We start from the raw sequence: 21,463 nt of genomic DNA, 5'->3' as shown, positions 1-21,463 counted from the left end.
TTGAATCATGAGCGCAATGAAAAACGCTAAATTCCAGGAGCTCGTAGCGAAGCTGCGCGAGATCTTCCAGATTGACCGCCCGGAGCTAGATTTCGGTATCTATCGAATTCTCAATGCCCGTGCTGATGAAATTAATGAGTACCTGGAGCAGCGCCTGCCTGAAAAAGTTCAAACAGCTCTTAGCAGTGGTAACGAAGCTCAGCGTGAGCAGGTTGTGCGTGAGCTGAAAGAAAAAGAAGAGCAGTACACCGCCGATGGGATTGACCCTGCCAACGTGCCGAAGGTAAAGGATCTGCGCAAGAAGTTGGCCGAGTACAGTGCCGGTGCGTCTGAGCACGAGAACGCCGTTTTCTCCCATCTACTGGCTTTTTTCTCGCGCTATTACGATAACGGCGACTTCATTAGCCAGCGTCGGTACAAGGGCGATACCTACGCTATTCCCTATTCTGGGGAAGAAGTCATGCTGCACTGGGCCAACAAAGATCAGTACTACACTAAAAGCGGCGAAAACTTCTCCAACTACAGCTTTAAATTAGAAGATGGCCGCACGGTGCACTTTCGCCTAGTCTCGGCCGATACCGCCAAGGACAATCGCAAGGACAATGACAAGGAGCGCCGCTTCGCCCTGGTTCAGCCAAAGACGGTTATTCGGACTGACGATCAGGGCGATGAGTATGAAGATGATCTGATTCCAGTTGAGGAAATCGGTAACGATGACAGCCAAGAACTGGTGATTCGCTTCGAGTACGTGCCTCGGCCCAAAGGCACCAAACAGGAATCATTGGTTAAACAAGCTGCGGATTTTGTGTTAGACGATGAGGTCGTTAAAGCTCGCTGGCTGGATCTTGCCAACCGAGCTTCTACTGAAAAGAATCCCCAGCGAACGCTGTTGGAAAAGTATCTGACCGACTATACGACTAAGAACACCGCTGATTACTTTATCCACAAGGACCTAGGTCGGTTTCTGCGTCGGGAGCTGGATTTTTACATCAAGAACGAAGTTATGCACCTGGATGATGTGCAAAACGCGGGGTCCTTTGCTGACATCGAAAAAAACCTTCGTATGATCCAGTGCCTGCGTGCGATTGCGCTAGAGCTGACCGACTTTCTAGCGCAATTGGAAGACTTCCAGAAGAAACTGTGGATGAAGAAGAAATTTGTGGTTTCGAGTCATTATTGCATCACCCTGGACCGGGTGCCTCAAGAGTTATATCCACAAATTGCCGCCAATGAACGCCAATGGGAGCAGTGGCAGAGACTAGGAATATGGGACGGTGCGATTCCTGGCACAGTTGAAAATTTGGGGGCTGGGCTATATCGGATGGTGGATACCTCCCTTTTTGATGAGGTATTTGCGCAAAAACTGTTGCTCAGTATTGATGACCTGGATCAGGCTACAGAGGGCTTGCTGATTCATGGGGATAATTTCCAAGGTATATCGGTGCTGCAGGAAAAGTATAGGGAACAGATAAACTGTATTTATATTGACCCGCCATATAACACAGATGCGTCCGCGATTATTTATAAGAACGGCTATAAAGATTCATCTTGGCTTTCTCTTATCAGTAATAGAATTGATGCAGCAAAAAATCTGATGAAACCGGAGGCTTTGATCAGTGTAGCGATAGACGATCAAGAGGCTTCACCGCTCATTCAGGTTCTAGACGAATCTTTTGCAAAGCAGATCGGGATAGCGGTAGTAAAGTCCAATCCTCAGAGTCGTAAGACGAGAGGTAAATTTTCACCGGTTCACGAATATGCTTTTTTCTATGGGAAAAGCGAAAATTCGTTACCTTACTCAATCGGGTTCAGCACAAGTAAGGCGGCTAGGTATCCATTGGAAGATGAGCAGGGAAGATACTCATGGATGAACTTCATTCGAGCTGGGACTGGCGACCGAAGAGAAGACCGACCAAAATCGTTTTATCCAATAGCGGTCAGTGCTGAAAATGAAATCCGCATACCCAAGATGGAGTGGGACGAAGCTAAGCAGGAATACACTTTATTGGAGACATTGAGGGATTCAGAGACTCTGGTTTATCCAATAAAAACTGAAGATGGTAAAACTATCGAGAAAAGGTGGCAGCGAGGGTATAAGCGAGTTGCGACAGAGTATGACGAGTATCGTGTACGACGCAGCGCAAGCGGCGATATCACCATTGACTTTAAGACGAGAATGGATGGGGAAGCGGCCCCAACTTCGTGGTGGGACAAAGGTGAATATGCTTCAGCCAATTATGGTGCTGCCGAACTCAAAGAACTTTTTGGAGAAAAGCCTTTTGATTTTCCTAAAGCGGAGAAGTTGGTAGAGGACGCAATTCGAGCCTGTGGAGCGGTTGAGCCGGAGAGTATCACACTCGATTTTTTTGCCGGGTCAGGAACGACAGGCGAGGCCGTCATTTGCATAGCACGCCAAACAAAGTCAGTTCATCGTTACATACTGATTGAACAGGGACATTATTTTGATGACATAGTGAAGCCTCGAATGCAAAAAATGGCCTATTCGTCAGATTGGAAAGGCGGAAAACCCTTGGCTCCTGAGGCTGGCATCTCCCACTGTTTTAAAGTCCTCAAGCTGGAAAGCTACGAAGACACCTTGAACAATTTACAGCTGCGTCGTGATGCTAAACAGAACCAAACCCTGGGTCTGCTTGATCAAACAGCCAAAGATGATTACTTGCTGCACTATATGCTGGATGTAGAAAGTCGGGGATCGCTGCTTTCTGTAGAGGATTTCAAAAAGCCCTTTGACTACAGCATGAACATCTCGGTTGATTCAGCGGGTGCCTTTAAGCGAACCAAGGTTGATTTGGTCGAAACATTCATCTATCTGATTGGCTTGCGTGTAAAACACATGGATGCTCAGCCGGAGCGAGGTTTTATTAACGTCACCGGCACCTTGCCCAGCGGTGAGAGCTGCTTGGTGCTTTGGCGCGATTGCGATGTGCTGGATTATGAAGGTGTCACTCGCCTATGTGAAAAGTTGGCCATCAACCCGGCCGACAATGAATTCGATGTGGTGTATATCAACGGTGATCACAACATTCCCACGGTGTTGACCCAGACTGCTGAGGAGGGCGGCGCGACTCGTGTGTTGAAGTTGCGCCAGATCGAGCCGGAATTTCTGGAGCGCATGTTCTCAGTGGAGGATGTGTAATGGCTGACCAGGAATCTACCCCCCTTACAGATCCAGAGATGGCCGGTGAGCTGGTTATCTACCCTGGCAAGGATGGTCGCCTGCGAGTGGAAGCACGGCTGCATGATGAAAGCCTATGGCTGACGCAAAAGCAGATGGCTGAGCTGTTCGGTGTCTCGGTACCAACCATCAACGAACACCTGAAAAACATTTTTCAGGACAATGAGCTGCAAGAAGAGGCAGTTATTCGGAAATCCCGAATAACTGCCTCTGATGGTAAGCGTTATCTAACGGGGTTCTACCACTTAGACGCCATTATTTCAGTGGGCTACCGGGTGAACTCAGTGCGGGCTACTCAGTTTCGCCAGTGGGCTACCCAGGTTCTGCGTGAGTATATCGTCAAAGGCTTTGCCATGGACGATGAGCGACTGAAAAACCCGCCAGTGGCTGGGTCTGGAGTCCCCGATCGCTTTGACGAATTGTTGGAGCGAATTCGCGATATTCGTGCGAGCGAACGGCGCATGTACTTGCGGGTGCGGGAGATCTTTGCTCTGGCAGCGGATTACCAGCCGTCGCTGAGGGAAACGACCCGTTTCTTTCAGACCATACAAAATAAACTTCATTTTGCAGTTGCCGGGATGACCGCACCGGAGATTATCGCTCAGCGCATTAATCACCAGATGCCCAATGCTGGGCTTACCAGTTGGGCGGGTGATGAGGTGCGCAAGCGGGATGTGACTATAGCGAAGAACTACCTGAGCGAGGACGAGATTCGCGAGCTGAATCGCATCATCACCATGTGGCTTGATTTTGCTGAGGACCAAGCTGAGCGTCGTAAGCAGGTTTTCATGGCCGATTGGGAACAGAAATTGGACGATTTTCTGAGGTTCAATGATCGTCAGGTGCTGTCGGATGCAGGCAAGCGCAGCCGCAAGCAAGCAGACGCCATTGCACATGCCGAGTTCGAGAAATTTGAAGTGCGCCGCCGCGAGGAAAAAGAAACGCTTGGCGCCATCGATAATATTCGCGAGTTAGAGTCCGCAGCTCGAATGCTGGAAACCAAACCCGGTAAAGCCAAGGGCAGCAAAACGAATAAGCCCAAGGGGGATGCTGAGTGAGCAAAAGTAAACAGAAACGCAGCTTCCACCAAGAACTGGTCCTTAACCGTTGGATGCTGACCTTCTTCAACACCGAAAAGCTCGCTGGCTTGAAATTACGCCTGGGTGAAGGCTGGCATGAAGGTATTGATGATGATGGGCAAAGCAAGTTCTTCCAGGAACTGATGCGTGGCCTGTTCAATCCCAATCTGATTGCCGAAGCGGATCTTCGCCGATATGACCTGAACATCGTCGGTTACTGGCAAGCAATCACTGCCGGGCGAAACAAGCTGGAAGGCCATGAACTGCAGATGAAGTACTTTCAGTATTTATCGCTGCTGTTCAGCGAAATCTACCTGGACTGGTACTTCAACAAACGACAGGCTTTGCTCGATGGTGTAAACGAGCAATTGGCTCGCTACAGGGAGGAAAAGGGGTCTGAACCTTTCCGCGATTTTACGGCGGATGACCTAAATAAGGTGGCGTTTTGGAACGCTACGGGCAGTGGCAAAACCCTGCTGTTACACGTCAACATCAAACAGTACCTGAATTACTTTCAAGCAGGTCACGTAGATAGCCACCCGGACAAGATCATCCTGTTGACACCTAACGAGGGGCTGTCACGGCAGCATTTGGAAGAGCTCAAGTTGTCTGGATTTCCGGCGCAGCACTTTAATAAAAATCAAACGCTGAAGTACCCCGGCATGGTCGAGGTCATCGACATTAACAAGCTGGGCGACGAAATGGGCGACAAGACCGTCGCGGTTGAAGCCTTCGAGGGCAATAATTTAGTTTTGGTGGATGAGGGCCATCGTGGTACCGGTAAAGATGCCACGGCATGGATGCGGCGCCGCAATGCCCTGGTTCAAGGAGGCTTTGCGTTCGAGTATTCAGCAACCTTCGGGCAGGCCGTTGCCAAAGGCTATACAGTCGAAATGGCTGAGCTGGAGATTCAGAAAAAGCGTGCAAAGATGCTATTTGGCACGACTAATCTTAGAAAGCTGGACGATGGCCAGGTCGCGCAACTGGCACTGAGCCAAGAAGAGAAGCGTCTAGCCAGGGTGACGGCCACCAGAGAGAGCTACGCCAAATGCATTCTGTTCGATTATTCCTACAAATTCTTTTATGAAGATGGCTACGGCAAAGAGTCGCTGATTCTCAATATGAACGGCGAGGCCTACGAGCAGGAAGATAATGCGGCCAAATACTTCACTGCCTGCCTGCTGGCCTTCTATCAACAACTTTGGCTTTGGAACACCCACCGCGATAAATTGAACGAGTTCAACATCGAAAAGCCACTTTGGGTGTTTGTCGGCAACACGGTGTCTGGTGAGGAGTCGGACATTTTGACGGTGATGAGGTTCCTGGCTGACTTCCTGAACAATGACGCGCAGATTAAGGTCTGGCTGGCGGATTTGGTTGCTGATAAAGCGCAGATTCTGGACGCCAAAGGAAATAATATTTTCAAGGGTCGCTTTACGCCCCTGATGGGCTTTTCGGACAACGTTGATGCTCTCTACTCCGATATCCTTCAACGGGTGTTTAATGCCCGATCACGACAGCGACTGAAGCTTGTTAATATTAAGAGCAGTAAAGGCGAGTTGGCATTGCGCGTCGGTGATGAAGAGCCATTTGGCTTGATCAACATTGGGGAAGACAGCAAATTCTTTGGTTTGGCTGAGGATGTGGCTGCGTTCGATACCGAACGCGATGACTTTGGCGGCGCCTTATTTGGCACATTGAACAATAAAAATAGTCAGCTCAATGTGTTGGTTGGTTCGCGAAAATTCACTGAAGGCTGGAGCAGTTGGCGAGTGTCTACCATGGGATTGTTGAACATGGGGCAGGGTGAAGGCTCGCAGATCATCCAGTTATTTGGTCGCGGTGTGCGACTCAAAGGTAAGAACTTTTCGCTCAAACGCACCACTCCGCAAGAGCGTCCCAAGGGCGTGCACCTGGAGAAGCTGGAAACACTCAACGTGTTCGGTGTCCGTGCCAGCTATATGGCAGCCTTCAAAGATTACTTGCGCGAGGAAGGGATTACGCCCAGTGACGAGATCCTGGAGCTGGACTTCCCCACACGGGCGAATTTGCCGGCAGGCAAGCTGAAGACCCTGGCGCTGAAAGATGGTTATAAAGATAACCAGAAACTTGGCTTCAAGCGCACGCATTACCCCTGGCTCTACGAGGTCCCGGCGGAGTTTGAGAATAAAATCAAAAGTCCTCATGTGGTCCTGGATTTGTATCCCCGCGTGGAAGCTCTCAGTACAGAGCGCAGCTCGGGTAACCCGGTAACCACAGAGGCACGCCACAAAGGCAAGCTCAGTGCTGATCTGTTTACTCTGTTTAATTGGGACCGTATTTACTTGGCATTACAGGATTACAAAATTCAGCGCAGCTGGAGCAACCTGCGACTGGATCGCCAAAAGCTCATTAATTTCTGTTCAGGCTCAGCTGAGTGGTACACCCTGTTCATTCCAGCGGCAGAACTGGCGGTGCGAAGCTTCGGCGATGTTGATAAGCAGGAAGACATTTTAATTCGCCTGCTGATTGATTACACCGACCGTTTCTACAACGCGTTGAAGAAAGGCTATGAAGGCCAGTTCTACGATATCGCTCATATAGACGAAGACCATGGGTCGATGCTGAAGCTGTATCAATTTGAAATCGACAATACCGATGACGGGCTGGCGTACATCAAAAAACTGGAGGTGCTGAAACAGTTGGTGGCCGATGGGAAAATCGGCGAAGCAAGCCAATGGAATGCGCCACACATGGTGGCCATCAGTTTTGATCGCCACTTGTATTACCCGTTGCTGGCACTTGAGGACAAGGATGCAGTGCCGCTGAAACTTCGCCCCTTGGGCTTTGATGCACCCAGCGAGTGGCAGTTTGTTCAGGATTTGGAAAAGTATTATCGGTCGCCACAGGGCAGGGAAGTGATTGGGGCCCGTAGCCTGTACTTGCTGCGCAATGCCGATAGTGAAAAGAAAGGGCTCGGTTTTGCGCTGGCAGGCAACTTCTATCCGGATTTCTTGTTGTGGTTGGTAGACGAGGCGACTGGGCAGCAGTGGCTATCTTTTGTTGATCCTAAAGGGCTACGCAACCTGGATCTATCGCATCCCAAGCTTGGGCTCTATAAAGAAGTTAAATCGCTGGAGCAAACGCTTTCCGCACAGGCCAAGCCTGGCGAGCCGCCTTTGACCCTGAACGCTTTCGTGCTGTCACCGACCAAGTTTTCGGATTTGCTGAATGTGGGAGACCCGACTCAGAAAGGTGAGCTGGAGAATCGACACGTGTTGTTTATGGAGGAGGGTGGTCAGTCTTATCTCAATAAGCTGTTTGCCAAGCTTCAATAAAAAAATGGTTTGGAGTAGTTCGGAGAATTATTTCGCTAAATGGACTTTATAGTTGGGTAAAGAGATGCACTTGAGCACGATCAGACTAAGAAATTACCGCCGCCTCGCGGATGTTAATATCGATTTGGATCGTGAAATCTCGATCTTTGTAGGGGCGAATAACAGCGGTAAGACGTCTGTTGCACATGCAATGCACTTCTTTGTCGGTGGTGCCCGGGACCGTTTCAGCTTTCACGACATTAGCGCGAGCCGCTGGAGTGACGTTGACGCTGTTGAGGCTGGGAAGGAGGGAGCTTCCCTCCCCATCTTGTCCATTGATCTTTGGTTCGGAGTCGAGCAGGCGGATCTTCACCGAGTAATTGACCTTCTCCCAAACCTTCATTGGCAGGGGGCAAAGGTCGGTGTCCGCATTGCGTTCGAACCCCGAAACGAAGATGAAACGTTGGCTCGCTTTCGTGAAAGGCATGAGCGGGCACAAGAAGCGGTAGCTGATTTGGAGAGGCCGGAAGGCGAAGAGCCTTATATCGCTCCGCCAAGGTCTTTGCGTGAGTTTCTGGAAGAGGAAATCCAGAAAGAATATGAATTCAAATACTTCGTCCTTGATGAAACCCAGTTTGACGATGATCTGGAACCAAACGAAGGCTACGAACCACAGGAGCTGCTGCGGGATCAGGGACGCACAGGGAAGGATATTGTCAATTCGTTAGTCAAGGTCGATTTCCTGCACGCACAACGCCACCTTTCCGATAGTGAGGGAGGCAGCCGGTCCGAGGAGCTTTCCCGACACCTCAGTCGCTATTATCAAAGAAATTTAGAGCGCCATGGCGACGATTACAATGCGATCAGGGCTCTCGCAGAATCCGAGACACTGCTCAATCAGCATCTGGAGAAAGTATTTTCGGATACGCTTGGTCGTCTAGCGCGACTCGGATATCCGGGATTGACCAACCCACGTCTGATGATCAAATCGGCACTTAACCCCGCGACAGTAATGAACAGTCAGGACGGTGCCCATGTTCACTATGCCCTGAACGACGAGGGCCTGACTCTCCCGGACAAATACAATGGTCTCGGTTTCAAAAATCTCATCTATATGGTCGTCGAACTGCTCGATCTGAATGCCCAGTGGCTTGGGACAGAAGAAAAACGACCGCCCCTACATCTGGTTTTTGTTGAAGAGCCCGAAGCCCATATGCACGCTCAGTTGCAGCAAGTTTTCATCAGCAAGGTCATGGAGATCCTGGCGGCAGAAGATGACACGCCTGATGGCTTTCACACTCAATTAGCGTTGTCCACGCACTCACCGCATATTCTTTATGAGCGTGGCTTCCAGCCCATTCGCTACTTCCGGCGTGAAGGTTCTGGAGTGGAGCAGGCATCGAAGGTCCTGAACTTATCCGAGTTTTACCGTACCACGGGCAGCCCAAGCTGTGACTTCCTGGAGCGGTACTTGAAGCTAACTCACTGCGATCTCTTCTTCGCGGACGCGGCAGTGCTCGTCGAGGGCAATGTCGAACGACTGGTCATGCCGCTAATGATCTCCAAAGCAGCACCCGGGCTGCGATCCTGCTACCTTAGCGTCCTCGAAATCGGCGGTGCCTATGCTCACAAATTCCGCACACTCATTGAGTTCCTCGGAATTACGACATTGGTTGTTACCGATTTAGACAGCGTGAGTGGGCGAGCCAATAAAGATGGTGTTGACGCCGATGAGGATGAAGATGCGGCGGGCAGTACCTGTTTACCGGAAACGCCGGATGCCGTGACCTCGAACCAGATGCTTGCCCAGTGGCTGCCTGGAAGAAATAAGATCGATGAGCTCCTGGCCATGGAAGCGGCGGGGAAGACTATCCCCGCTGACATCTCTGGGCTGGGGGCGATTCGTGTCACCTATCCTTCCACGGTCGATATGACATTTAACGACGAGCAATTGCAGCGCGCCGGTCGGACGCTCGAGGTTGCCTTCGCCTTCGATAATCTTGATTGGACGCAGGAAGCCGCCAATGCTGACCTGAGACTGCGGGTGCACAAACCGCAAAATCTTGAACATCTCGCAAAGCGGCTTCACGAGAAGGTTCACAACTCGGGCTACAAGAAGACGGATTTTGCGCTTGCGTTGCTCGCCAAAGACCCGGAGGCCTGGAATGTCCCTCGCTATATCGCTGAGGGTCTACAGTGGCTTGAAGCTGTGCTTGGTGTGTCGGTTGATGACGATGGCCAGCAAGAAGGTGAGGGGGCATGACTAGCCGCGTTGGCAAACCCAATACAGAAACCGACACGGTGCTTCACCAGAGGCTTGTCAGTGACGGCAACCGACATTTTGTGATGGTTGCAGGGGCCGGTTCGGGCAAGACAACATCGCTGGTCAAAGCTCTTGCTCAGATCGAACGTACCCAGGGGCCGTCTTTGCGCCGCAACGGGCAGAAAATTGCCTGCATCACCTACACAGAAGTAGCTGTTGAGGAAATTTACGGTGACGTGGGTAACGACGAGCTGTTCCATGTTTCCACGATCCATAGCTTCCTGTGGGCCATGATCAAGCCCTTTCAAAACAATCTCAGGGATTGGGTGCGGAACCGGCTGCAAGAGAAGATTTCCGAGGAACAGGAAAAGATCGAAAACCCACGAACTAGAGAAGCAACGAAAGTCCGTGCCGCTGAAAACATCGAGCGCTATCGTCGTCAACTCACCGAAATCGATTCGGTAAAGAATTTCCGGTACGGAACTGGCAGTGACTACTCGAATGGTGTTCTCGGCCATAGCGATATCCTGAAGATAGGACCAGAATTTATCGCAGGATACCCACTGATGCAGACCTTTCTGACACAGCGTTTTCCAATCATCTTCGTCGACGAAAGCCAGGACACTGAACCGGCCTTTGTAGATGCTTTGCGCCAGGTGGCGTGTGCGGTTCCCCTGGGCTTTTGCCTCGGTTTTTTTGGTGATCCGGTACAGAAAATATACATGCAAGGTGCTGGCCCAATACCACCAGAAGAAGGATGGGAAACGCTTAAAAAGCCCGAGAACTTCAGATGCCCACAGGCCGTGCTTCGCGTCATTAATCGAATCAGGGCGGAAGACGACCGGCTTCAGCAAACGCGGGGGCGGCACATTACAGTAGACGGCGAAGAAGTTGCTGTTGAAGGGTCTGCAAGAGTATTGATATTACCTGCCGATAACCGGAGACAGGAACGGCTGGAAGAGGCGCGTCGCTGGCTGGCCGACCAGGACGGTGACCAAGGCTGGCTGGTAGAGGATGAGGATGCGCTACGGATGTTGGTCCTGGTGCACCGGATGGCAGCAGCCCGACTTGGGTTTCCAAGCCTTTATGGTGCACTTAACGATAAATCACCGGAGGACTTGAGTGCCGGTTTGATTGACGGAACAGCATGGGTAGTGCGTCCCTTCCTGTCCTACATCTTGCCACTGGTCCTTGCGCGGATCGAAGGGCGTGAATTCGAGCTTATGCGCCTGCTTCGAAAATACTGTCCTCGTTTGCAGCCGGATGCTCTGGCTGTTGGAGACACAGCCGGCCTGCTAAACAGTCTACAAGAACAGGTCGACGAACTGGTGGCTATGTTGAAAGCCGATAGTGGCGCGCGCGTCGGTGATATTACGCGTTTCATTAGGGATAACGATTTGTTGGCGTTTGACGAGCGTTACACCAGGTTGGTCAATGTCTACGCTGAAACAGCTGATCCAGTTGCCGAACCGGCGATTGACAACGCCGCGTTGCGTTTTATGCAGTGCGACGCGTCGGAGCTATGGGGATATCGAAAGTATATTGAAAAGCTGTCTCCCTTCGCCACGCAGCAAGGTATCAAAGGGGCCGAGTTCGAAAAAGTTATCGTTGTCGTTGACGATCAGGGGCGAACAAATACGTTCTCCTACGGCAAGTATTTCGGTGTTACGGAACCTTCGGATACAGATCGGGCTAACGCTGCTGCCGGAAAGGACTCAGTCATCGATCGAACACGACGCTTGTTCTATGTTTGCTGCTCGCGAGCATTGTCCGACCTTGCCGTAGTGATATTTGCCGATGACACCGTGCGGATGCGCAATGCGTTGCTCGAAAGAGCATTCTTTGAACCCGAATGCGTCAAAGTCTTCGATTAATCGAGGGTCATCTGGCGACGCCGGTTCAGCGCCCGATCAGGATCAATCCTGAAGTTGTCGTCGGGCTACACTCTGTATCTCCCGTTGGCTAAGGTGCCTGATTAGAATATTCCCATGAATTAAGGTCTGGCATATCGTCAAACTTCGCAGGAGTAAAAATGGTGGCACGACGCATTTCGCGGAGCCAGCTATTGGGCTACCTCGATAAACTATCTCGAGAAGAAGCCCTGCCCGAGCCCAAACTGCATCAGGCCGCAGACCAGTTCGCGCTGGACATCGACCAGCTGCTTGCCAACGCCACTCGGTTGCATGTCCGTCGCGACCTGGTCAGATACCTGGGGGTGAATCAAGACCTCCTGGCACAGTGGCAACGTATGGCGGAGGAACGTCACGAGGTTCCCCGGATTGACCAGTCCAGCTTGGGCAACAGCCACGGCTCTCGCGTCAGCGGCGCCATGGTCACTGTCCGTAGCGCTCGCCAGCCACACCCTCAGGTTGTTATGGTGAACGATCAAGGGGAGATCAGCGCGCCATTGGGGAGCACCCCTGCCGCCCGGCTGGTCATCGTGGAGAACCTTGAGAACTTCCTGAGCCTTGACGGCACGCTGTCACTTCTCCCTACCTGTGGGCTAAGTCCGGCCTGGCAGGACGCTGATATCCTCTACGGCAGTGGTAACAGCATCACGAACATTCTGCTTACCCCTTTTTTCCAGCAGTACCAGGAAATCGGCTGCCTGTTCGATCCCGACCCTGGTGGCATCCGCATGTGTGACACGCTTCACCAGCGGGGAGACCTTCCTCCCCTCTATTTTCTGGCACCAGCGGATCTTCGGGAGCGCCTAAGTGCTTCCACGCGAGAACTCAACATGAAGCAGCGCCAGCAGTTAGCCACTCACATACGCCGTTCACCGCCTTGCGCTCATGTAGGTGGCCTGATCCGCACTACGGGTAAGCACCTCGAACAGGAAACCTATCTTCTACCCGTGTCAACTACGGAGGCCACCCGATGAATCTGGGCTTTGATACCTTTGATACCTTCCGCTTCAAGCAATTGGTTTTCGTCAACAGTGCGGCCTATGCATACACCCAGATCCGCATCGACCAGCACACCGCACTTTTCGGCGAGAACAACCTGGGCAAGACCTCCATGCTCAACGCCCTGAAACTGTTCCTCCTGCCGGAGGTGAACTTCCGAAACTGCGGCAGCAAGTTCAACTTTCGAGGTACCAACGGTAATCTCTATGACGGGATGGCGAGCTTTCGCTACTACTTCCCGGAAGACCGCACCTTTATCGTACTTGAAGCCGAAAACCCCCACGGTGACTTCTGTATTGTCCTGCATCGTGGCGGGGCCACCGATAAAATGGAATACGCTCGCATGGTGGTACCGTGCCCTTATGCGAAACTCGAACCGCTGTTCTGGGATGTCGACGCCGACACTAACGGTGGGATTGGCGCTCCGATCGAGAGCATGACCCTGCAGGGGGTGAAAACGACACTGCGTGAGATGGGCGGTGAGCCGCTGAGTGACCGGAAGACCATTCTGGAGCGCCTGTTCACCAACCAGCCCTACGACAAGAAGGCCGGGCGTTACAGCCTGCTCCCCCTGCGCAACGGTGCTGGCCAGCGGGAGATGGACGCCTGGCGTAAGCTGGTGCACCTCGCCTTCGATATCTCCGCATCGGACGAGCGCACCCTGCCGGATACCTTAGCTACCATCATCGAGGGGCAGAAAAGCCGTAAGGAAGAAGAGTTACTCCTAGACCTCAATGCTATCGTAGAAGAGGCATTCCAGCTTCGTGAGCAAGGCGACCGCATTACGCGCATCCGCAATGCCTCTGACAGCTGGGAGAAGTTTAACGAGAGGTTCCAGTGTGAGACGCAGCTGCGCAGCCAAGCGGCCAAGGCGTATGCGGATCTCAATGAAAGCGTTGAGGTCGAGGAGGGGCGCCTGAAGGAGGCGTTGGAGACAGCCTCCCGGTTCCTCACCGAGGCCGAAAACCGAGAAGACGGCCTTCGTGGCATCAAGCGCGACAGCGACAAAGCGGTTTCCAACACCGATGTCGAGGTCAGGGCCAACAGCAGGCTGGTAGAGGACCTACGCAAGGACATCAATGCGGCATACGCCACTCTGAACGAGTTTCCTAACGGCACGCCTCGACAGGAAATCATCAAAAGCCTCGATGAGTACATTGACCAGCAGTCGCAAGCCATTAAGGGCTACGACGACAAGGCTGTAGCTCAACAGGAAATCGGCAAGATCTGTGATCGACTGGGCGGGAACGAACGCCAAGCCAAGCGACTGGATGAACGGCTCACCAATCGCACCCCAACCCTGCTGGACGACCTCACCGTGAGTGACGCCAGCATCCTAAACTCCCTGAATCGCTCACTGGGCACCACTCATGGGGTGCTCACCCGAGAGCAGAAGGAAGTATTCACTCAATTCAGCCAACAATTCCGGTCGGAAGATGACCACCTAGCGTTAGGCCATCTTCACGAGCGTATCGCTCTGAGTGATATTCCTTACCAGGATTATGATGCCGAAAAGACTCGACAGCAGATGCAGGACACCCTGAACGAATTGAAGACGAGAATCGCCCAAGACAAGAAGCGGCGTGACAATCTCCTGGAAGAGTCGAACATGAGCCCCGAGGAAATAGCTCGGCGCCGCAAGCAGGCAGATAAGGAGCTCAACAAGGCGCAGAAGGACAAGAACGCGCTCAATGCCCTCGATGCCAATCTCCAGACGTTAGAGAGCAGAGAAGGTGAGCTGCGCGAGGATGAAGAAAAACTGGAAGAGCAAAAGCGCCAGCGCGACAAGGCTGATGTCCAGTGGAGGGAAGCCGATGAGAACCGCAATAAAGCGCGGCAGGGCCTTAAAACCCTTAAAGACCAGGCACAGCAGGTACACGTGATTCGGCAGCGCCTCGACCCCATCGGCAAGGACGCCAATAACGTCCTCGAAGGGCGCCACAAAGTGATCCAGCCGACCCCTTGCGAGGTCAGCGAGGCCAATTTCGAGGCCCTACAGGAAACTATCTATGAGCTGAGCAATCTTCGCACCAAGGTGCACCACCAGCTCCGCAACCTGCTCACCATGAGCATCCTGCCCAACGCCGATAGCCAGGCCCACCTCAGCTCTTTCACCAGTGATCAGGTGGCCGAGTTCCACGAGCAACTCAAGGCGGTGTTCGACAACCTCGACACCCAAGAGGCGAACTACCGCCATCAAGTCGAACGCCACAACATGACCACCAACTCCCAGGTTGATATCCTGCGAAGCGCCAAACATCTGGTGTCCGCCTTCATCAGCGGGATCAACGCGGAGATGGGCCAGTTCTCGATCTCTGATCTGGAGGAAGTGCGGGTGGACTATAAGCTACACCCGCGCTTCGAGCAGCTCCTCACCGACCTCGACAAGGCTGACCTCGGCGGCAAGGAACTACAGGATAGCAAAGTCTACGAGCAGCTGAAGGCCTTCCAAGCCGACTTTTTCAACTCGGACGCCCGGCGCACCGGCATCCTGCTCAGCCTCGACAAGATCCTGGCCGGCGTGCATTACAAGTACCGCAAACGCGGCGAGGAAGGCTGGACGACGAATGCCCAGTCCAACGGCACGACCATGATGATCACGACCAACCTGCTCTCGGTGCTGATGTCGCGGCTGATGGACGGTGACGCCCAAGTGACCATGCCACTGGTTATGGACGAATTCGGCTCTCTGGCCACCCAAAACATGCGCACCGCTCGCCAGATAGCCGAGCAGCACGACTACTGCCTGTTCGTGGCCAACCCCAACCGAGACTCGAAGATTACTCAGGTGCTCGGCAACTACGTCCACCTCGGCCTGTTCCACGCCACCCAGGCCTATGCAGAGAATCGCACTGTCGTGCACCACGGCCTCTGCGAGTCACTCGCCCGCAAAGGGACGCTCACCAGACGGCCGGCAGACACCCGGATTGAAGGAGCGACCCTTTCGGAAGAGGAGGCTGACCTGTGAACATCAAGTCGCCGTTCGTGCTCAAACAGATCATCGAGCACCGTCAACTCTTTACCCAGCTGGTGGCCTACATAGAAGAGCACGACGGGGATGTGGAGATCCCCTCCAGGCTCTACCGCTTCATCGTGCGCCAGGCTATCCAGACGGAAGCAACCCAGGGCAATGACCGCGAACGTGAGCGCATCCGCTACACCCTCTCGGAAGACAACCTGTTGCGTGAACGTCTGATCATCCGGAAAGATCCTGCTCGCGGCACACTGGTACTGGCACCCTTCGTCGTCGACATGCTGCGCCATTTCGATATTGGGCGCATGCGAGGGTTGAGCCAGGCCGAGCTTGAGGATCTACGTGACGGCCTCAACCAGAGCCTGGCGGCATTCCAAGAGCTACCCATCGATCTGGAGAACGACGACTTCACTGATGCGCTGCGTCTGCTCCGGCGTCGGATACAGGACACTCTCGGCAAGATGCAGGAAAGCATCGCGGCACTCGAAGCTCAAGGGGATCACCTGGCGGATCAGGTGGAGCAGCAGGACGTAGGCAGCCTCGAAGGTGCGGCAGAAACCCGCAAGGCCTTAGAGAACATCAACCGCATCTACCAGCGATATATCCTGCCGGCGCTCGAATTCCTCGACCCCAAGACCCTTTTCAAGAAGGGCGTCCCGGCGATTACTGCCATACGCCGCATCGCAAAGCTAGCGGAAGAAAGCGACCACCCAGCGCTTAATGAAGAGATGCAGCTCTCAGCCAATGCCATCCAGAGCTACGTCAAGGACATTGATTCTCTGCGCCTTTCACTTGAACGTTATGTCCGCCAGGACCGGCAGCAGCGCCAGCAATACGACGCCATCGAGCGAGCCTTCAATACCATCCGGCTCGCCACGGAGGAGCGTCACGACGATAGCTTCCGCAATCTCTACATTCCCGTTCGTCACGCCGCCATCCAGTCACCTGGTACTTTCGTGGGAATCAAGCGGATGCGCTTTGCCCGCCTGGACTGGCACGACATCGACCACCGGGCCGATATTGAGGAGTTCACAGATCGACGCATTGAAGAGCTACGCAACCAGCTCGATAAAGCTGGCTCTGTTACGGTAGACCCGGCGCGAGCGAGGCGATCAGAGGTCGAGCTGCAAGAACAGTTGCGCCAACATCAGATCCAGGCGCTATTCGAAACGTGGACGATCCCGGATGATTGCCAAGACCTTCACGCCTCTCTTCACGAATACTTAGGCAGTCACCTTGAGGACTACACCCTCAACGACCTTCTCGAAGCCTTGGACTGGGTAATGGCTCTCCCGGACTTCAAGTTCCATGCCCGCTTCCAGCACCTCGAAATTGCCCACGGCGAGTTGGCACTGTCATACCACCCCCTCATTCCCCAGGAAGCCCCCGTCAAGGAGATCACCGCATGAGCGACACCCCCCGCACACAAGAAACAAACCTTGGACAGCCGGTCGTCAATCGTCGCTTGAGTCAGGAAGCTTTTCGCAAACTGACTGCGGGCCAGGTCATCAACCAGACCCAGTATGTGAATGGGCAGGTAGCGCCCAACCCCTTGTTCGACGAGCTTTACAAGGAGCGGGACCGATACTACGTCGAGGCTTACGCCAACATGGGAATGGAACTGGTACAACGCCCCGGTTTCTTCTACGTTCGCTCTCTCTCAGAGGCCCAGAACGATGATGACACCAGGGATCATGAAAGCACTGGCGCCATCCGCCAGGTTCAGGGGGTGTTACTGGTGCTGGGTCGCGGCGTGCTTGAGAAGGGCTTCATGTTCGAAGCCTTGACGCTACCTGATGCCGGCATCTCTCGGGAAATCCTCGAAAACATCGGTAATGATCCGATCTTTAACCAGATTCTGAAGGCATGCAAGATGGATCAACCACTCCCAGAGGCGGTAAAGGTGGCTCTTGTGGATCGAGACATCGCCTACTTCAATGTAAAAGGGAATCTGGTGCTTGCCGAATCCGGGAAGGCATTCTTTGATGACCTCTTCATCGAATATCAGTCTGGTGAATAGGAATCAGAGAAGATGCTTTTTTGTGGTTTTATCAGTTACAACTGGAGAAAAGCCCAGGCTCCATTCTGACGTTCACTGGAAGCCACCATTGTCCATCGTGTTATTTGCATAGACTAGGGCATGCAACAAGGGCCGCCTTGCATGCATTAACAGTTTAGTAGCATATTGATTTGCATGCTCCAGTTGGTCTGCTACCCTTTGGGTCGGCTCAGGGTGAGCCAGCAGATCCGCATCGTGCGAAGCTACGAGCAGCCCTCCATCTAAAAAAACGTGATTTCACCAATCAGAGCTTGTTTGATTGGGCCTGCGGATCGGCCAATCGAAATTGGCTCTGTACTTGGAGAAAAAACGTGTCCTACTATCTATCCCCCAATAAGTTCTTGATCAACCTGAAAAGAGCTGCAAAAGCAGAAAAGCGAGCCGCTGGCACGGGGCCCCTGGCTCAATATCAGAATGATCTTGCCAAAGCTCTTGGCTTTCAATCGTGGGCCCTACTGCACAAAAACGTTGTCAAAGACGGATTTCGGAATCTGCAAGACCGCAGAGAGCAAATAGGTCGTGGTATTGGAAGAGCTCTTCCAATTGCTGCTAGTGAGTATGCTTATAGAGATATCGAAACGTTCATGTGCTCAGCTTTTGAAAGGTGTGCGGTGTACTCCGTGCCGAGTGTAGAAACCCCGAATGGTTATTCCCATTCCTCGATTTCTGTCTCCAAAACAGTTCGAGAAGAATTTGGTGATATTTACCCCGAGGAATTTCTGCTTCCAGCAATAAAGCGGATTGAAGAGATGGGGCCTTGGACTGAAGACGAGTCGGAGTTGATATTTGAATAAGCTCGATATCATGCCGCTTAATAGATGAACTTGAGACCGGTGCCTGAATCAATCAGGCACCGGTCTCCTACTCTATGATCTGCCTTGATCGCTCAGTAAACGCCTTAATGCTCATGTCTTTGATATAGGCTTTGGGTCAGGTTCGCCTGCTTTTTAGTCCAATTAATCCGCCGCCAATTCTTCAGGCTCTCCTGCCAATCCCAAATTCGTTGGACTCTGAACGGGCTCACACAATACCGGGGCCGGTATGTGCGTTTTCAGCAGATGATGAAAAGCATCGACCTTGTGGAAGTCCGGATCGAGCCAGAGCTCAAAATCATCAGGCCGCAGCATCAGGGGAATGCTTTTCGGATGAATGTGGCTGAACTTTGGGTGGGGCGGTAGCGTGATTACTGTGAACGAGTTCATCCGCTCATGGCCAAAGTGCCAGGACTGCCATAGCCCGGCCAGCGCCGTTGCCTCGTTTACGGGGTGGATATTGTAAACCTGTTTCCCACGCCACTCATGGAATGCGCTCACCGGAATCACACACCGTTTTGAGGGGAAAGCCTTTTTCCAAAGCGGGCTGCTAGTGAGGCGATCACTGCGGGCATTGAAGGTCTGGAACTTGGGGTTAGGACGAAATCAGCTTCCATCGGGTTTGGGCTCAATGAGTAGTGACCAGATGCCGGGTATTAATAGGCGCTTCCCGTCCGCTTCAACCACAAATTCACCCGTGCCGCCGGGCGGCACGTTCAGTTGCGGTGAGGGCGCTATGCCAGTTAGGCCAAGCTCACCCATCAGAGTCTGGATTTCCGGAGAGTCCGTTACATTGTACCGGCCACACATTTTGGCCTCCTTGATCAGCTCTGCATGTTCTGTGGTTCACTGGACGGTTCGTTCGCAAGATTGTCGGAACGGTCAGTAAACGTCTGGTAGCTGTTTCCAGCTTGTGGTGTAGGCTGGTGACAGGTGTTTCCGCCTCATGGCGTATGCACCAGGCCCTGCCTCCCTGGCCATAGTGACGGTGGCGCGGGATTTTCGATTTATGTCGTCCATCACCGCCATTAGTCGAGCGGCTCGCTCTGCCGAATAATTATGCTCGCCCGGGGCCTCAAACAGGTCTGACTGCAAACCTGTCCCGTCCACCAGTTCACTCAGCATAACCCCGGCTTTTGCGTAGTCAAAGCCGTATCGATAGAGCGATCGGAGCAGCGTCATGGCCTGGCGGGTAATCACTCGTGAATCCTGTGTCGGACTAACCAGGCTGACGGATGCGCTTCTGGAATACTGAGGAACAGACGCCCGAAATGGATTGGTTCGAATAAACACCATCAGCTCCCCGGCGTACAATTGACCTTTACGGAGTTTTTCAGTGGCCCTCGCCGTGTAATGGCTAACGGCTTCCTCTAAATCGGATAAAGCCTGGATGGGTTGGCCAAAGCTACGTGAGCACATGATCTGTTTCTTGGCCGGGGGCGCATCTTCCCAGGCCAGGCAAGCGATGCCTCTGAGTTCGCGAGCTGTTCGCTCCAGCACAACAGAGAATCGTTTTCGAACGGTCGCCGGGTCCGCATCAGCCAAGTCTAAAGCGGTTTCAATGCCCATAGCCTGCAACCTGGCGCTGAGCTTACGCCCGACACCCCATACCTCCTCAACTGGAACCCTTGCCATCAGACGGCGCTGTCTGGCGGTGTCTGTCAGGTCGACCACCCCGCCGGTTGCTGGATAGTGTTTTGCCGAGTAGTTGGCAAGCTTGGCGAGGGTCCGGGTTGGCGCAATGCCAACACAGACCGGCAGACCAACGCTTCGAAAGATCGTGTTTTTGACCTGGCACCCGAATTCTTCAAAGGACACCACGCGATCAATACCCGTTAAATCCAGAAACGCCTCGTCGATGGAATAGACATCGACGCGCGGCGCCAGCGACTCCAGTGTGACCATAACCCGTCGGCTCATGTCGCCGTAGAGAGTGTAATTCGATGAGAACACCTGGATCTTGTGTCGGCGGATGTCCGATTGAATGTGATGAACCGGCACACCCATCTTGATTCCGAGAGTTTTAGCTTCTTTCGATCGAGCCACAACACAGCCGTCATTATTGGAAAGCACGACCACCGGCGTATGCCGCAGATCCGGCCGGAATAGTTTCTCGCAGGAGGCGTAAAAATTATTACAGTCCACGAGGGCAAAAACCGATGTCATCCTGGCTCGCCCTGAACACAGCTCATCTTGCGATCCAGGATACCGAAGCTAGCCGTCGCTTCATGACAACCCGCCACGGGTAAAAGAGCGCACCACATTGGTCACTACTCCAAACACCTCAAGCACCATATCGTCCCCGATAACGATGGGTTCATAGCCAGGGTTTCTCGGCAAAAGCTTTGCGGGCGGGGGAGACAAATGTAACTGCTTCACCGTCATTTCGGTTTCCAGACTAGCGATAATGATATCCCCATGCCGGGCTTGGAGAGATCGGTCCACCACCAGCACGTCACCCGGGAAAATACCGGCCTCAGTCATTGACTCGCCCTGTACACGGACAAAGAAAGTAGCGGCAGGGTGCTGAATGCATAGTTCGTTCAGATCGAGTGTTTTCTCAACGTAGTCCTCCGCTGGGGAGGGAAAACCCGCCGAGACCCGTTCCAGGAACAGCGGGATTTTCAGGACCGAAATGGGGTTGTAGTCACCGAGGAGGGAGCAGGGCATGGAGACACCTAGTACTGTTAATTTATACAGTATTATTGGTGGGGCAAAAGGTCGATGTCAAACGATTACGTGGCGAGGAAAGCGACACTAGGCTAGGCTGTTGTTTTATCGCGATTTGGAGAGAGTGCATGTGGCAGCGCGGAGCGTAATCAAGAAGCGGTCAGGTGTCTAGATATCGAGGGCTTGCCACGCACTGGGGATACCA

General features: G+C 53.0%; 13 protein-coding genes and 1 pseudogene. 10 read left to right on the top strand and 4 right to left on the bottom strand.

The annotated features are described in order from the left end of the window. Nucleotides 1-7: 7 nt before the first annotated feature. The 10 genes from M8010_RS08545 to M8010_RS08500 all read left to right on the top strand — a co-directional run bounded on the left by M8010_RS08545 (nucleotide 8) and on the right by M8010_RS08500 (nucleotide 18,570). On the top strand, nucleotides 8-3,157 hold the full coding sequence (locus M8010_RS08545) for a site-specific DNA-methyltransferase (RefSeq protein WP_250090412.1): 3,150 nt from the start codon (nucleotides 8-10) through the stop codon (nucleotides 3,155-3,157). Next, a complete protein-coding gene (gene rhuM / locus M8010_RS08540) occupies nucleotides 3,157-4,254 on the top strand; it encodes a RhuM family protein (protein ID WP_250090410.1) in 1,098 nt (365 codons plus the stop codon). The genes M8010_RS08545 and rhuM overlap by 1 nt, the downstream gene beginning before the upstream one ends. Beyond that, nucleotides 4,251-7,592 carry a DEAD/DEAH box helicase family protein gene (locus M8010_RS08535; protein WP_250090407.1) on the top strand — a complete coding sequence of 1,114 codons (3,342 nt, stop codon included), beginning with the start codon at nucleotides 4,251-4,253 and terminating at the stop codon, nucleotides 7,590-7,592. The genes rhuM and M8010_RS08535 overlap by 4 nt, the downstream gene beginning before the upstream one ends. A gap of 64 nt (nucleotides 7,593-7,656) precedes the next feature. Continuing rightward, nucleotides 7,657-9,834 carry an ATP-dependent endonuclease gene (locus M8010_RS08530; protein WP_250091137.1) on the top strand — a complete coding sequence of 726 codons (2,178 nt, stop codon included), beginning with the start codon at nucleotides 7,657-7,659 and terminating at the stop codon, nucleotides 9,832-9,834. Continuing rightward, complete coding sequence (locus M8010_RS08525; protein WP_250090405.1) at nucleotides 9,831-11,708, top strand: UvrD-helicase domain-containing protein; 1,878 nt, start codon at nucleotides 9,831-9,833, stop codon at nucleotides 11,706-11,708. The genes M8010_RS08530 and M8010_RS08525 overlap by 4 nt, the downstream gene beginning before the upstream one ends. Before the next feature lie 158 nt (nucleotides 11,709-11,866). Continuing rightward, nucleotides 11,867-12,718 carry a hypothetical protein gene (locus M8010_RS08520; RefSeq protein WP_250090403.1) on the top strand — a complete coding sequence of 284 codons (852 nt, stop codon included), beginning with the start codon at nucleotides 11,867-11,869 and terminating at the stop codon, nucleotides 12,716-12,718. Beyond that, the gene (locus tag M8010_RS08515; RefSeq protein ID WP_250090402.1) at nucleotides 12,715-15,711 is read left to right on the top strand and encodes a hypothetical protein; all 2,997 of its coding nucleotides are present in this window, start codon (nucleotides 12,715-12,717) and stop codon (nucleotides 15,709-15,711) included. Before M8010_RS08520 ends, M8010_RS08515 begins: the two co-directional genes overlap by 4 nt. Next, nucleotides 15,708-17,126, top strand: coding sequence for a hypothetical protein (locus M8010_RS08510; RefSeq protein WP_250090400.1), 1,419 nt, complete (start codon nucleotides 15,708-15,710; stop codon nucleotides 17,124-17,126). The genes M8010_RS08515 and M8010_RS08510 overlap by 4 nt, the downstream gene beginning before the upstream one ends. After that, the gene (locus M8010_RS08505) at nucleotides 17,123-17,737 is read left to right on the top strand and encodes a condensin complex protein MksE (protein ID WP_250090398.1); all 615 of its coding nucleotides are present in this window, start codon (nucleotides 17,123-17,125) and stop codon (nucleotides 17,735-17,737) included. The genes M8010_RS08510 and M8010_RS08505 overlap by 4 nt, the downstream gene beginning before the upstream one ends. 350 nt (nucleotides 17,738-18,087) lie before the next feature. After that, nucleotides 18,088-18,570: a hypothetical protein gene (locus M8010_RS08500; protein WP_250090396.1), complete on the top strand. Its 483-nt coding sequence runs from the start codon at nucleotides 18,088-18,090 to the stop codon at nucleotides 18,568-18,570. A 162-nt stretch (nucleotides 18,571-18,732) separates the two neighbouring features. Here M8010_RS08500 and M8010_RS08495 read toward each other — a convergent pair. From M8010_RS08495 to umuD, 4 genes and pseudogenes are all read right to left on the bottom strand, one after another. Beyond that, a pseudogene (locus M8010_RS08495) lies at nucleotides 18,733-19,170 on the bottom strand (SOS response-associated peptidase family protein); the annotation flags it as partial. Between the two features lie 24 nt (nucleotides 19,171-19,194). Beyond that, nucleotides 19,195-19,398, bottom strand: coding sequence for an SOS response-associated peptidase family protein (locus M8010_RS08490; RefSeq protein WP_250090395.1), 204 nt, complete (start codon nucleotides 19,396-19,398; stop codon nucleotides 19,195-19,197). A 72-nt stretch (nucleotides 19,399-19,470) separates the two neighbouring features. Beyond that, nucleotides 19,471-20,754, bottom strand: a complete 1,284-nt coding sequence (locus M8010_RS08485; RefSeq protein ID WP_250090393.1) for a Y-family DNA polymerase — start codon at nucleotides 20,752-20,754, stop codon at nucleotides 19,471-19,473. Between the two features lie 60 nt (nucleotides 20,755-20,814). After that, nucleotides 20,815-21,258: a translesion error-prone DNA polymerase V autoproteolytic subunit gene (gene umuD / locus M8010_RS08480; protein WP_250090391.1), complete on the bottom strand. Its 444-nt coding sequence runs from the start codon at nucleotides 21,256-21,258 to the stop codon at nucleotides 20,815-20,817. Between the last annotated feature and the right edge of the window lie 205 nt (nucleotides 21,259-21,463).

The organism is Marinobacter sp. ATCH36 (assembly GCF_023555055.1).
GTDB lineage: Bacteria > Pseudomonadota > Gammaproteobacteria > Pseudomonadales > Oleiphilaceae > Marinobacter.
Note: the sequence above shows the minus strand (reverse complement) of the source record. Positions and strands in the feature narration are given on the sequence as shown.